General features: G+C 59.3%; 11 protein-coding genes and 1 pseudogene. 8 read left to right on the forward strand and 4 right to left on the reverse strand.

The window, feature by feature from the left end; all coding sequences use genetic code 11:
* Window positions 1–22 precede the first annotated feature (22 nt).
* The 5 genes from KZZ06_RS19760 (at window position 23) to KZZ06_RS19780 (ending at window position 6,968) form a co-directional block, all read left to right on the forward strand.
* Window positions 23–1,465, forward strand: a complete 1,443-nt coding sequence (locus KZZ06_RS19760) for a hypothetical protein (RefSeq protein ID WP_219581730.1) — start codon at window positions 23–25, stop codon at window positions 1,463–1,465.
* A complete protein-coding gene (locus KZZ06_RS19765; protein WP_219581731.1) occupies window positions 1,465–2,268 on the forward strand; it encodes a hypothetical protein in 804 nt (267 codons plus the stop codon). Before KZZ06_RS19760 ends, KZZ06_RS19765 begins: the two co-directional genes overlap by 1 nt.
* Window positions 2,265–4,562: a sulfatase-like hydrolase/transferase gene (locus tag KZZ06_RS19770; RefSeq protein WP_219581732.1), complete on the forward strand. Its 2,298-nt coding sequence runs from the start codon at window positions 2,265–2,267 to the stop codon at window positions 4,560–4,562. Before KZZ06_RS19765 ends, KZZ06_RS19770 begins: the two co-directional genes overlap by 4 nt.
* Window positions 4,563–4,595: 33 nt before the next feature.
* Window positions 4,596–5,708 (forward strand): DUF563 domain-containing protein, encoded by a 1,113-nt coding sequence (locus KZZ06_RS19775; protein WP_219581733.1) that lies wholly within the window; start codon window positions 4,596–4,598, stop codon window positions 5,706–5,708.
* A gap of 84 nt (window positions 5,709–5,792) precedes the next feature.
* A complete protein-coding gene (locus KZZ06_RS19780; protein ID WP_219581734.1) occupies window positions 5,793–6,968 on the forward strand; it encodes a cytochrome P450 in 1,176 nt (391 codons plus the stop codon).
* Window positions 6,969–6,989: 21 nt separating this feature from the next.
* Here KZZ06_RS19780 and KZZ06_RS19785 read toward each other — a convergent pair whose 3' ends face one another.
* Genes KZZ06_RS19785 through pcaC form a run of 4 tightly spaced genes read right to left on the reverse strand, consistent with a single transcriptional unit; the run spans window position 6,990 to window position 9,532 of the window.
* Window positions 6,990–7,826 (reverse strand): 3-keto-5-aminohexanoate cleavage protein, encoded by an 837-nt coding sequence (locus KZZ06_RS19785; protein ID WP_219581735.1) that lies wholly within the window; start codon window positions 7,824–7,826, stop codon window positions 6,990–6,992.
* Window positions 7,819–8,424: a protocatechuate 3,4-dioxygenase subunit alpha gene (gene pcaG / locus KZZ06_RS19790; RefSeq protein ID WP_219581736.1), complete on the reverse strand. Its 606-nt coding sequence runs from the start codon at window positions 8,422–8,424 to the stop codon at window positions 7,819–7,821. Before pcaG ends, KZZ06_RS19785 begins: the two co-directional genes overlap by 8 nt.
* Window positions 8,424–9,155, reverse strand: a complete 732-nt coding sequence (gene pcaH / locus KZZ06_RS19795) for a protocatechuate 3,4-dioxygenase subunit beta (RefSeq protein ID WP_219581737.1) — start codon at window positions 9,153–9,155, stop codon at window positions 8,424–8,426. The genes pcaG and pcaH overlap by 1 nt, the downstream gene beginning before the upstream one ends.
* Window positions 9,152–9,532 carry a 4-carboxymuconolactone decarboxylase gene (pcaC, locus tag KZZ06_RS19800; RefSeq protein WP_219581738.1) on the reverse strand — a complete coding sequence of 127 codons (381 nt, stop codon included), beginning with the start codon at window positions 9,530–9,532 and terminating at the stop codon, window positions 9,152–9,154. Before pcaC ends, pcaH begins: the two co-directional genes overlap by 4 nt.
* A gap of 90 nt (window positions 9,533–9,622) precedes the next feature.
* Between pcaC and KZZ06_RS19805 the strand changes: the two genes are divergently transcribed.
* The 3 genes and pseudogenes from KZZ06_RS19805 to KZZ06_RS19815 all read left to right on the forward strand — a co-directional run.
* Window positions 9,623–10,534 (forward strand): LysR substrate-binding domain-containing protein, encoded by a 912-nt coding sequence (locus tag KZZ06_RS19805; protein WP_219581739.1) that lies wholly within the window; start codon window positions 9,623–9,625, stop codon window positions 10,532–10,534.
* 79 nt (window positions 10,535–10,613) lie between these two features.
* On the forward strand, window positions 10,614–12,287 hold the full coding sequence (locus KZZ06_RS19810) for an amidohydrolase (RefSeq protein ID WP_219581740.1): 1,674 nt from the start codon (window positions 10,614–10,616) through the stop codon (window positions 12,285–12,287).
* A gap of 146 nt (window positions 12,288–12,433) precedes the next feature.
* Window positions 12,434–12,597, forward strand: a pseudogene (locus KZZ06_RS19815) (S-(hydroxymethyl)glutathione dehydrogenase); the annotation flags it as partial.

Here is a 12,597-nt window from a genome sequence, read left to right on the forward strand (position 1 = left end):
TCCGGCTGGGGATATAGACGACATGCAAGACCACGGGGCCAAGAAACGCGGCGTCCTTCTCAGGGCGAGAAACGGCGACGTTATCGGCTTTGATGAAACGGGTCTGCGTATGAACCTGTCTGACAGCGTGATCGAGGATATCCATAAACGCCTGCCTGCGCTGGGGGGGCATGTGTCCGTTGATCCGGCCGTCTTGGGGGATGTCGATGCGTGGAACCTGCGCCAAGACGGGAAATGGTATGTGTTCGGTGCCCATTTACCCGGTGCTCAGGGGCCGCGCCAATTCCGCCGCCGGGTTCAGGTGTCAGATGATGCCAGCGCGCCTGACATCATCGCGGACACAGCAGGCGCGGTGTACGGGTTGCTTTCGTTTGGTGGCACGCGGCGTGCTGTTACCGCAAATGAACCGCTGTCCTTTCCCTTTCATGTTGTCACCACGGGGGATGATCTGGGCCCAGCGGGGGCGTCCGGCACCCAAGCGAATGAGGCGACGGATGTCATTCAACGGCTGACCGAGCAGACCCGCGATAGTCTGATCGCCGATGAAATTCTGCGCCGCCGGCAGGCCGACCACCGTGCGTTGCCGCTGATATATGCACGGTCAGAAACGGACAGCGCGTCCAGCATCGCGGCACTGTCGCAAGGCGCGGCATTTGATAATTTTCGCCAGACGGTTCAGAACCTGAGCGATGCGGCGCGGTCACTAGGAAAACCGGCCAAGGTGTTGTCGGTCGGTCTGGAGTTCACCCTCGAAGACGTCACCAGCAGCGGGCCAGACTGGGCCGCCGGAATGCACCGCGTGATGCACCAGATCACCGATCTGTTTGCGGATCACGGATTGCGCAAGCCGCTGTTCACCGCGATTTTCGATGCGGGCACGGCTGATATTTCCGACAGTCCGGTCTTGCGGGCCCAATGGGATTTGGCATGGAACAAGGGCGATCACGATCACGTCTTTGCCGCCCCCGGATATATGTTCGCCCAAGACGTCTTTGGTCGTGCGACGCCGGATGCACGCCTTCAGATGGCCGAAATGGAAAGCTGCGCGATCGAGGCGCGCAACAGTGACGCGCCTTGGGCCTGTCCGGTGTTACTGCTGGCCGAACGCGAAAACGACGCCAAAGTGATCCGTTGCCGGGGCGAGGCGATGGGCGCGTTTATATTGGATAAAGATGACCCGCTGAACGCGGGCAAGGCCTGTGGTTTCCGCTTTGAAGGTGATGAAAACGGTGCCAAAATCATCGACGTGCGCGTCGACAGCAAAGACCGCAATGATCTGTTGATTACTTGCGACAAACCACCAAAGGGTACGGATCTGACGTTGTGCTATGCGCTGGGCCATCCTGCATCAGACGATGGGATGCCCGCAAACCGTGGGGCGCTGCGCGACGGTTTCAAACTGCAAAGTGCGACAGGTCAGACGCTTTATCGCTGGGCATTGCCCGCAGCATTGCCTGTGCATTGATGGATAATTTCGCCCCCTTGTTTGTCGATATCGACCTGCCCGAAGCGGTTCTTTTACGCGATACGCCTGCGCCCACAGCGGCGGCTACGCCTGCCATGCACCCCAACGACGCAGACGCGGTTTGGTACCGTGGCCATGAGGCCGCGATGACCTTGTCGGAAGGCGGGGCCATCACGGTTTGGACACCCGAAAACGGGCTGGGCATTGCGGCCCGTCCCGCCAAGCCGAACCAGGATCATGCACGCCCCGCACCCGGCGGCGGCATCGTCTATATCCGCGAGGTGAATGGCGGATTTGTGGTTGATGCGGCAGTGGTCGAGGTCGAGAAATTCTGCTGCGCCCTGCGCCTTAGATCGCCCGAAGGCCAGGCGCGTACACTGATCACGCTGAACCCTACAGGCGGCGATAACTATCTGTTCCTGTCCGAGAAAGACGGCGTACTGGAATGGCGCGATGATGCCGGATCGGTCGAGGTATCATTGCCCGCGTCGGGCCCAGACATGTGGGTGTTGGCGGGCTATGACCATGGCAAGCTTAGCCTGACGGCCACCAAAACAGGCGCACGTTTTCCAGCCCCCCAGATCAGCCCCGAGGCAAGCACATCGCTGAACACGGCATTGAATGGCCCCAACGATCTGTTCATCGGATGCCGGTCACATCGCAAGGGTATCTTGAAAACACTGGGCAGTTCGGTGATCCATGACGTGTTGTTCTGGCTTGATAATGCGGGCACTACAGCTGACGATCTGGACAGGATCACCGGGGCCTGCCGCTTTGTCGAAGCGCAAGGGAATGCGTCATGAGCTTTAGCAGGCAGACCGCTGAAGGGGACAATATCTGCGTCATCTGGATCGATGACATGATCGACATTTTCACATGGCGTAACGCGTTTGGGCTGACGATCAGCACGCCCAACATCGACCGCTTTATGAGCGAGGGCGCGCGCTTTGCCAATGCCTATGCCACGGTGCCGCTATGTGCGCCGTGTCGGGCCGAGCTGGCCACCGGCCTGTCGCCATTCCGCACCGGTTTGGTCGATCTTAACCGGTTTTGGCGTGATATACTGCCGCCCACCACGGGCTGGCAATTCGATCTACGCCGCGCCGGGTTTCGTACATTCACGACCGGCAAGGTCGATAGCAATTACAAACCCATGCCCGAAGAATACGCCCGCATCCTGTTCCATGAACAGCCCGAGGCAAAGGACGCTGGCAAGCGCAGCAACGTCAAGAAATACCTTGATAAAGGGCCGGGGATCGCGGGGATCAACCACCCCGATGATGACGGCAGTCAGGACGGCAAGTTCTATGACAACATGGTCGCGCAGAACGCCATCGACTATCTGGGCCGCGCCGATCCCAAGCGGCGTCATCTGATTCAGCTTGGCTTCAAGCATCCGCATTACAATCTGCAATGCCCCGACCGTTTTTATCAGCAATATGACGTCGATAAAATCAGCTGGCCCACCACCGCCGCGCCCGAGGATTATTTCGGCCCCCAAGAGGGCATGGCCGTCTACGAGGCTGCCTATATTGCCAACGGTCCGTGGACGCCGGAAAAGGCTGGCGATCAGGCGTGGCGTCAGGTGGTCCGCGCCTATTTCGCCGCGATCAGCCATGTGGATGCGGAAATTGGCCGGTTTATGGATGCGTTGCGGGCCTCGGAACTGGGGCAGAACACCACTGTGGTGCTGCTGTCGGACAACGGTTTCAACCTTGGCACCCACGACAGCTTTCACAAGATGAGCCAATGGGACAGTGCCGCCCATGTGCCGCTTGGCATCTGGAATGCGCGGATGGAACAGGGCCGCGTGATTGATCTGCCTGTGTCGCTGCACAACCTGCCCAAAACGATCATGGATCTGGCGGGGCTGCCCTATCGTCCCAACTGGACTTCGGGGCAAAGCCTGCTGCCCTTGGTCGATGACAGCTTTGGCCGGTACGACGCCAGCAAATCGCCTGTGACGTCAGTGTTTGGCACCCTGTCGGTCAGGTCCTCTGAACCCGACCTTAGCCGCTATCGCTATTTCCGCTATCCCAATGGCGAAGAGCATATCTATGACCTGATCGCCGATCCGGGCGAGACGACGAACATCGTGGCCGACGCACCGCTAGATGCCCTGCGCGCCACCATGGTGGATAACGCGCTGGAACTGGGCCTTGATCTGCGCGGCTTTGAGAACCCTCAGCGCGGGGTCAATGCGATGATGGCGCTGGATGGATCCGTTGTGCTGGCAGGCGGCAATGCCGACAATGATTACTGGGCCTATGGTGCCAACGCCGAAAAAATCACCGAGGACGAAGACGGCGGCAATGACACGCTTTGGTACATGGCGGGGCCGGATGATTACGTGCTGCACATGCCCGCCTATATCGAGAATATTCGCATTGCCACAGTCGTATCGCGCAAGGAACAAAACGCCAGCGAAGGCAAGGAAATCGCCATCGTCGCGCACCCCGATACGCCGATGAATTTCGAGACATCCGAACGGGTCGCCGTCAACGTGCAGGGCAGCCGCGGTGCCGATGTGATGATCGGCGCGAAATACGCAGGGGCCACGTTTTATGGCGGGGCGGGGGATGACCTGCTGATCGCCAAATCCGGGCGCGGCAAGGACGTGCATATGTTTTATGGCGGGGCGGGGAATGACACGCTTTATGGCGGCAACGGTCGCGATATCCTGGATGGTGGCGCTGGCGACGATGTCATTCGCGGCGGCGAGGGAAACAGCAAGATTTACGGCGGTCCGGGCAATGACGACATCGCAGACGGGCCGGGCGGGTCGGAAATTCACACCGGACCGGGGCGCAACATCGTGCGATCGGCAGGGGGCGATGATCATATCTACGTCGGCAGCGGCCACAACACGATTGAACCGGGCAAAGGGGCTGCGGTGTTCCACGTCGCATATGGTGGCGTGACCGAGATCAACGGCTGGTCTGATGCGTATCGGTTGGACCTGTCCGCATGGCCAAACCCGCCCGCATTACGGATCACGGGCAACGACCGTGCTGACATCCGCTTGGGCGTGGCGATTATCCGCATCAATGGCCCGGTGTCCGAGACGACATTGCAAACTCAAATCACCCAAGGTTAAGCAGGCCATGACAGACCCAGCCGGAGCATACACATGGCGCTAAGGTTCAATCCTGAGACCCCCTTGGCAGGAAAAATCCGCGTGGTCGAGAATGCGTTGATCGTGCCATGGGGCGAGGGTAATCACCGCAAGATGGCCCGCCCTGCGGGGGTGTTCGACGCGCAGGGCAATTTCTGCGTTGATGCGATGACATGGCGGTCAAGCCGCAGACCGACAACCGTTGAACCCATCTTGCCAGTCGAGGCTGACGTAGACCGCGGCCTGTCGGGGACGATGCTATATGCGGGGTTGTCCTACGGCCATTTTGGTCATGCTTTGTGTGAATCGCTGGCGCGGCTGTGGGCGGTGGATGAATTTGACGGCGCGATTGATGCGGTGGCGTTCATCCCTAAAAACCCGATCACCTGGCCCGAACGCAGCCTTGGCATGGTCAAGGTCATTGCCGAACAGTTGGGCGAGATGCCCCGCCTGACTGCGTTCAACAAACCCACGCGCATTGAACGTCTGGTGATTGCACCGCAGGGGTTTGGCGTGAATGATCTGATGTCAGGCAGCCCCGAATTCCGCGCCTTTACCGACCGTCGCCTGCGCCAACGGATTAAACCCGCCGGGCCTGACAAAATCTATATCTCGCGCAGCGCGTTGTTTCGCAAACGCGGGCGTTTCGTGCTTGAGGATTATATCGAGGCCAAGATGGAGGCCGAGGGTTATACGATCTTTCACCCCCAGCAGCATGATCTGGCAACGCAACTGGCCTATTACAAAGGTGCGTCGATGATCGTGTCGACCGATAATTCGGCGCTGCATCTGGCCGCCTTTGTCGTCGACCCGACCTGCAAGATCGGTATTTTGCTGCGCCGCCCCGGCACTATCTTTGAGGATTTTCAACTGCAACTGAAATGGTTTGCAGGTGTCACCCCTGATGTGGTTGATGCCTGCACCCGCTTTTGGTTTCGCCGCGGTGAAAAGGTCCAGTACAACGAGGTATATTCCCTGATTGATTTCGAGAAAACGGGCCAAGCGTTGCAACGCGCAGGGCTGATCGCAAAGGCGGATTGGGTAAACCCGACAGAAGCCGAAGTGGGTAATGCGGTCGAGAAAATGCAAACCGAGTTCGAAATGACATTCGACGAGATTTTTCTGTAGCAATCTGCGTTGCTTTAAATTTTTCTGCCTCCTATTGTTCGGGTATCGAACACTTTACCGGTTCGTGACCTTGGGAGGGGATCAATGCCATTAGCACCGCTGGATGAGGCAATAACGATTGCCGATCTGACACGTGACCCGTACCCGATCTATGCGCGGTTGCGGTCGCAAAGCCCTGTCTTGCGGGTCAAATCCTTGGGGCGGACGTTGTTGACCAAGGCCGCAGATACCCGTGCTGTCAAAGGCAATCCCGCGCTGTTCAGCACCAATGATCCAAACACTCCGATGGAAAAGGCGTTCGAGGCGCATACCCTGATGCGCAAGGACGGCGACGCCCATTTGCGCGAACGCATGGCGATGGTGCCCACGTTTTCGGCCCGTAACATCAAGACGATATGGGTGCCCTCCTATGAACGCCACGCCAGCGACTATCTGGACCGCTTGCCCCGAGACGAGGTAATCGATCTGTTTCCGATGCTGGCTGGCCCCCTAGCGGCACGCATCCTGGCCGAGATTTTGGGTATGCCTGACGCATCGGATGCGGACATGCAGCACTGGTCGCAAGCGTTGATTGACGGGGCGGGAAATTTCGGCTGGGCGGATGAACCGTTTGAACGGGTCGCCGCCGCCAATATCGAGATGAACGCCGAGATCGCGCGCATGGTTGAACGGCTCAAGGCCGATCCGGACCAGTCCGCGCTGTCTGTGATGGTCAATGCGGACGATCCCATAGAGATGAGCCAGATTATATCGAACATCAAAATCGCCATTGGCGGCGGGATTAATGAACCCCGTGATGCGCTGCTGACCATTCTTTACGGGCTGCTGACGAACCCCGACCAGTTGGAAGAAGTGAAATCAAAGGGCGCATGGAGCGATGCGTTCGAAGAAGGGGTGCGCTGGGTCGCCCCCATTCAGGTCAGCTCTCGGGTGGCACTTGAGGATACGGAAATCAGGGGTTTCACCATTCCCAAAGGCGATGTGGTGATGACGTCGCAGGCATCCGCCAACCACGACGAAGAGGTGTTTGAAGACGGGCATCTGTATAACGCGTTCCGCAATGCATCGGCGCATCAGTCGTTCGGCAACGGGCCGCATCACTGCATGGGCATCCACATCTCGCGCCACACGGTGGGCAAGGTACTGCTGCCAATGCTGTTTGAACGTTTCCCGAATATGGAACTGGTGGACCCGGCAAGCGTGGTCTGGTCCGGTTTCGGCTTTCGGGGGCCGTTGAACCTGCCCGTGCGTCTGAACTGACGCAGCGGGCAGGCGGGTTTCTTAGACGGTGACGCTGCGCAGGCCCAAAATCTCGCGGGCTTGTTGCCATGTGGCGACGGGGCGTTCGTATTTTTCGCATAGGTCAGCGGCGCGCTTGATCAGCGCTGCGTTTGACGGGGCCAGCGTGTCGCGGTCAAGGCGCACGTTATCCTCAAGACCTGCACGGGTGTGGCCGCCCGCCGCAATCGCCCATTCGTTCACAACGATCTGGTTGGGGCCGATACCTGCCGCACACCATGCCGCATCGGGGGCACGTGCCTTGACCTGTTCAACATAGAAATCGAATACGGCCTTGTCGGCTGGCATCGCATTTTTCACACCCATCACGAATTGCACATAAAGCCGCCCGTACAGCTTGCCGGCTTTGTGAAGCTGGATGGCTTGCAGGATGTGGCTCAGGTCAAAGGCTTCGACTTCGGGCACGACCTCGTAGGTGCGCATTTCCGAGACCAGCCAATCAACCAGATCCGGCGGGTTCTCGTAGACGCGGGTCGGAAAGTTATTGGACCCCACCGACAGCGACGCCATATCAGGGCGCAGCGACAGCATGCCGCCACGGGTTTTACCGGCACCGGAACGGCCGCCCGTGGAAAACTGGATAATCATGCCGGGGCAGTGCTTTTCCAGACCTTCCTTGAGACGGGCAAATTTTTCTGGGTCCGATGATGGCGTTTCATCGTCGTTGCGCACATGAGCGTGGCAGATGCTGGCCCCGGCCTCAAACGCCTCGTGGGTGCTTTCGACCTGTTCGGCGACCGAAATTGGCACGTTGGGGTTGGCGGCTTTGGTGGGGACGCTGCCCGTAATGGCAACGCATAGGATACAAGGATCAGACATCTAGAAATACCGTTTCTTTCTCGCCCTGAAGATGGATATCAAACCGATAGACGCCGTCGGCCTCTTTCTCCGCGATCAGGGTCGGCACGCGGTTTTGATGTTCGATGCGGGTCAGCAACGGGTCGGTGCTGTTGTCGGCATCGGGGAAATACATGCGGGTGTGCAGGCCAATGTTGATGCCCCGCGCCACAATCCAGAATGTGATATGCGGGGCCATCATCCGCCCGTCGGGAAACGGCACGGCACCCGGGCGGATCGTATCAAACGCCCATTCGCCCGTGTCATAGTCGCCAGCCTTGCGGCCCCATCCGGTAAAGTTCGGGTCCGCAGCCCCGCGCGGATCGTTGTTGGGGTACATACCGTTCGCATCGGCTTGCCAGATCTCGACCATCGCATCCTTGAGCGGGGTGCCGGTGCCGTCGAACACGGTGCCCTTGATGTTGATGCGGTCGCCAAGTGTATCGGCATTGACCATCGTATCGCCCAGATCATGGGGATAGACGCCCTTGATGTCGCAGAAATTCGGCACGCAACCGATGTGGACATAGGGCCCAGCGGTCTGGGATGCGCTTTCCTTGAGGTGTTTCAGCTCTTGCATCAATTGCCCTCCTTGCGGTTCTCGAACAGGGTCGATCTGCGACCACGCAGGACCATATCGAACTTGTAGGCGCGCGCGTCCATGGGCACCGTGTTCTCCATATCCAGCGGCGCAATCAACTGCTCGATCGCTTCGCGCGACGGGATTGTTTCGACGATGGGGCATTTCCAGATCAGGGGGTCACCCTCGAAATACATCTGCGTAATCAGACGCTGGGCAAAGCCGCTGCCGAATAACGAAAAGTGGATATGCGCGGGACGCCAGTCGTTTGCACGGTTGGGCCAGGGATAGGCACCCGGCTTGATCGTGCGGAAACTATAGCCGCCGTTTTCATCCGTAACCGTACGCCCGCAACCGCCAAAGTTGGGGTCAAGCGGGGCAAGGTAGCCCTCTTTCTTGTGGCGATAGCGCCCGCCCGCATTTGCCTGCCAGAATTCCAGCAGAACACCGGGGATGCCGCGACCGTTCTGGTCCAGCACGCGACCATGCACGATGATCCGCTCGCCAATCGCCATCTCGCCTTCAGCGGCGTAATTCAGGATCAGGTCATTATCCAAGGCACCCAGAATGTTGTGACCAAACACCGGCCCCGTCTGTTCACTGAGCGTCGTGTTCATCGAAATCAGCGCCTTTTGCGGCGACCGCACGACAGATGTTTTGTAATTCGGGGTATAGGCCTGCGGCTGCCAGCCGCGGTCGCGGTGAAAGAACGCACCATTCTGATCGGTCATAGGTCCACTCCCATTTCCTTGTAGGTCTGTTTTGCCAGTTTAAGCGCATGGTTCGCCTTTGGCACCCCCGCATAGATGGCCACGTGTTGAAATGCCTCCATCACATCGGTTTTGCTGGCACCGGTGTTGGCAGTGGCACGGATATGCATGGGGATTTCCTCGAAATTGCCGGTTGCCGCCAACAAGGCTAGCGTCAACATCGACCGTTCGCGATGGGTGATATTGTCGCTGGACCACACGGTGCCCCAAGCACCTTCGGTGATAAGCGTCTGGAAAGGCTGGTCGAAATCGGTCTTTGCGGCTTCGGCCTTGTCGACATGGGCATCGCCCAAAACCTTGCGGCGGGTTTTCATTCCGGTCTCGTATTTGTCTGACATTCTCCGCTCCCTTTGGAATTGACCTCGTTTTCGCATAACATTTACCCTAAAGATATTGAGAAACACAGGAATTTGCATAACCATGCAGTTATGAAACTAGACCCTCGCCTGCGCTTGCGACACATCTCGACGTTTTTGGATATCGCCCAAGCTGGTTCCATCGTGGCGGCGGCCGATCAACTGGGCGTCAGCCAGCCTGCGGTATCCAAAACCCTGCGCGAGCTTGAGGATATCATCGGCCAGCAACTGTTTGACCGCTCGCTTCGGCAGCTTCGGCTGAACAAGGCCGGGCAGGCGTTTCAAAAGCTTGCCGGGTCGGCCATGACAACGCTGGTGCGCGCCACACGGCAGGGGGCCGAGCCCGCGCAGACGCGGCTGGCCATCGGCGCATTGCCAACAGCGGCGACGCAACTGGTGCCGCGCGCGGCAATCCGGTTTCGCACGGTGCAGCCGCAATGTCTGGTGCGGGTGTCCACCGGACCGAACTGGCTGTTGTTGTCGCAACTGCGCGAGGGGCGTTTGGATCTGGTTGTGGGCCGCATGGCCGAGGCCGCACGGATGGAAGGGCTGAGCTTTCGCCAGCTTTATACCGAAGACGTCGTCGCGGTTGTGCGTGCGGGGCACCCTTGGGCGGATCATTTCGATGCCGATGCCGATGCCGATGCCCTTGGCCGGTTTCCGTTGATCCTGCCACCGCCCGGAGCCGTGATCGGCCCGCTTGTCCGGGCGTATTTGCGCAGCATTGGCCATGACGATCTGACCCCGGCGTTCGAAACTGTGTCCCTTGCCTTTGGCCGTCAGGTTTTGATCGAAACCGATGCGATCTGGTTCATTTCGCGCGGGGTGGTCGCCCAAGAACTGGCACAGGGCAGCTTGCGCGCCATACCGCTGCACGCGCCGATGATGGCGGGGCCGGTCGGGATCAGTTTGCGTCAAAACCTCCCCGAAAGCGCCGAAATTGCGGCGATGATCGACGCATTGCAATTTGCGACCGGCCAATAGTCACGGCACGTCTTGCAGTGCGCGCCGCCATGGGATTAGCCTGAAAAAAACATAGCGCCACCAGAAGGATGCCACCGCCATGACGACACCCCCCGATCTGATTATCGTGAACGGCGCGCTGATCACCTTTGACGCCTCCACCCAAGGGGCGACAGCAATTGCCATAGGGAGCGGTAAAATTAGCGCCCTCGGCACCGATGCGGAAATGCGGGCACTGGCGGGGCCTGAAACCCGATTGATCGACGCGGGCAAGGCCACGGTGATGCCGGGTTTCATAGACAGTCATGTCCACCTGTTCTGTGGGTCGGTCGAATTGGGGTATCTGGATTTGCACGGTGTCCAAGGGCGCGCCGCGTTGAAAGACGCTGTCACCCCCTATGCCGCGAACACCCCCGACGATGCGATCCTGTTCGCGGTGCAGGCGGATTATGCGATCCTGCATGCCGACAAAACCCCGACCCGGCACGATCTGGATACCGTCTGCCCCGACCGGCCCTTCGCCATGTTCGCCCCTGATCACCACACCGTCTGGGCAAACACGGCTGCATTGCAATTGGCAGGGATCGAACGGGGCGGGGAAACGGCAGCGGGCTGCGAAATCGTGATGGGCGATGATGGCGTGGCAACCGGCGAGCTGCGCGAACCGGGGGCCTATGCGGCGGTGCTGGCCCTCACACGCCACGGCGGGCGCGATCTGGCCGGGCTGATTTCGGGCAAAGACCCGGTGCCCACGCCAAGCCAGTCGGACCGCGCCAAGGACAAAGCTGCACTCGCCCGCGGTATGCAACATTGCGCGGCCCAAGGGATCACCGGTGTGCAATGCATGGATGGGAACTTCTACCAGCTTGAACTGCTCTCCGAGATGGAGGCCGAAGGCACCTTGCTGTGCCGCGTATCTGTGCCCTTCCATCTGCGGCCCGAAGATCCGCTTGACCGCCTGTCCGAGGCCGCCACGATGACCGCGACATATACGGGCGACATGGTCTATTCCGGCACGGTCAAGATGTTCGTTGATGGCGTGATCGAAGGGCGCACCGCGCTCATGTTGCAGCCCTATCCCGATACCACCAACACCTACGGCGATCCGGTGTTCAGCGCCGAACATTTTAACGAAGCCTGCACGCGCATTGACGAAATGGGCCTCCAGATCGCGGTGCATGCCATTGGTGACGGCGGTGTGCGGCGCACACTCGATGCGTATCAAACGGCCCAAATCGCAAATGGAAAACGCGACAGCCGCCACCGGATCGAACACCTGGAAACGATGCACCCCGATGACGTACCGCGCCTTGCCGAACTGGGGGCTGTGGCGTCCATCCAACCCGGCCACGCGCCTTTTGGCGGGATATTCCCACCCACGGGCGTCGGTAAATATCTGCACCCGCATCAGATCCCGACGGCTTACCCATGGACCCAATTGCGCGACAGTGGCGCGCCGATGATTTTCAGCACCGATTGGCCCGTGATCGGGGTCGACGTCATGACAAATATCAAAGCAGCAATTGCGCCGCTGGATCTGGGGCCGGATTGGGTCGATCAAACCCAAAGCCTGATGCAAACCCTTGCCAGCTACACCCGCGACAACGCCTGGGTCGAATTCCGCGAACACCAAAAGGGGCGTCTTGCCCCCGGTATGCTTGCGGATATTGTGGTGCTGTCCCATGACATCACAACACTGGACCCGGCCCGGATTACGGATGCCTCTGCACGACTGACCATTTGCAACGGGCATATCACTTTCGCGTCAACCTAACGCGGCCATATTTCCAAATGGATCTAAATCCCGGGGGAGGGGCCGCCTCGCGGCCACGGGGGCTGGCCCCCGCCCTATGCCCCACACTTGACAATAACGCCCAATATCTGCCTTTTGCGCCAAACAGAAAAAGGATGCTCCAAATGATGAGAACACGCGCGGCAGTAGCTGTTGAGGCGGGCAAACCGCTTGAGGTCATGGAGGTGAACCTTGAGGGTCCCAAGCGGGGCGAAGTTCTGGTTGAGATGAAGGCCACGGGCCTGTGTCACACCGATGAATTCACCCGCTCGGGCGATGATCCCGAAGGTAT

The sequence above is a fragment of the Sulfitobacter sp. CW3 genome (genome assembly GCF_019392245.1).
Taxonomy (GTDB): domain Bacteria; phylum Pseudomonadota; class Alphaproteobacteria; order Rhodobacterales; family Rhodobacteraceae; genus Sulfitobacter.

What these genes read in the sequence shown, in the direction of transcription:
- KZZ06_RS19760 (WP_219581730.1), top strand. Translation starts at nt 23, where the DNA reads ATGCAAGACCACGGGGCCAAGAAACGCGGCGTCCTTCTCAGGGCGAGA.
- KZZ06_RS19765 (WP_219581731.1), top strand. Translation starts at nt 1,465, where the DNA reads ATGGATAATTTCGCCCCCTTGTTTGTCGATATCGACCTGCCCGAAGCG.
- KZZ06_RS19770 (WP_219581732.1), top strand. Translation starts at nt 2,265, where the DNA reads ATGAGCTTTAGCAGGCAGACCGCTGAAGGGGACAATATCTGCGTCATC.
- KZZ06_RS19775 (WP_219581733.1), top strand. Translation starts at nt 4,596, where the DNA reads ATGGCGCTAAGGTTCAATCCTGAGACCCCCTTGGCAGGAAAAATCCGC.
- KZZ06_RS19780 (WP_219581734.1), top strand. Translation starts at nt 5,793, where the DNA reads ATGCCATTAGCACCGCTGGATGAGGCAATAACGATTGCCGATCTGACA.
- KZZ06_RS19785 (WP_219581735.1), bottom strand. Translation starts at nt 7,826, where the DNA reads ATGTCTGATCCTTGTATCCTATGCGTTGCCATTACGGGCAGCGTCCCC.
- pcaG (WP_219581736.1), bottom strand. Translation starts at nt 8,424, where the DNA reads ATGCAAGAGCTGAAACACCTCAAGGAAAGCGCATCCCAGACCGCTGGG.
- pcaH (WP_219581737.1), bottom strand. Translation starts at nt 9,155, where the DNA reads ATGACCGATCAGAATGGTGCGTTCTTTCACCGCGACCGCGGCTGGCAG.
- pcaC (WP_219581738.1), bottom strand. Translation starts at nt 9,532, where the DNA reads ATGTCAGACAAATACGAGACCGGAATGAAAACCCGCCGCAAGGTTTTG.
- KZZ06_RS19805 (WP_219581739.1), top strand. Translation starts at nt 9,623, where the DNA reads ATGAAACTAGACCCTCGCCTGCGCTTGCGACACATCTCGACGTTTTTG.
- KZZ06_RS19810 (WP_219581740.1), top strand. Translation starts at nt 10,614, where the DNA reads ATGACGACACCCCCCGATCTGATTATCGTGAACGGCGCGCTGATCACC.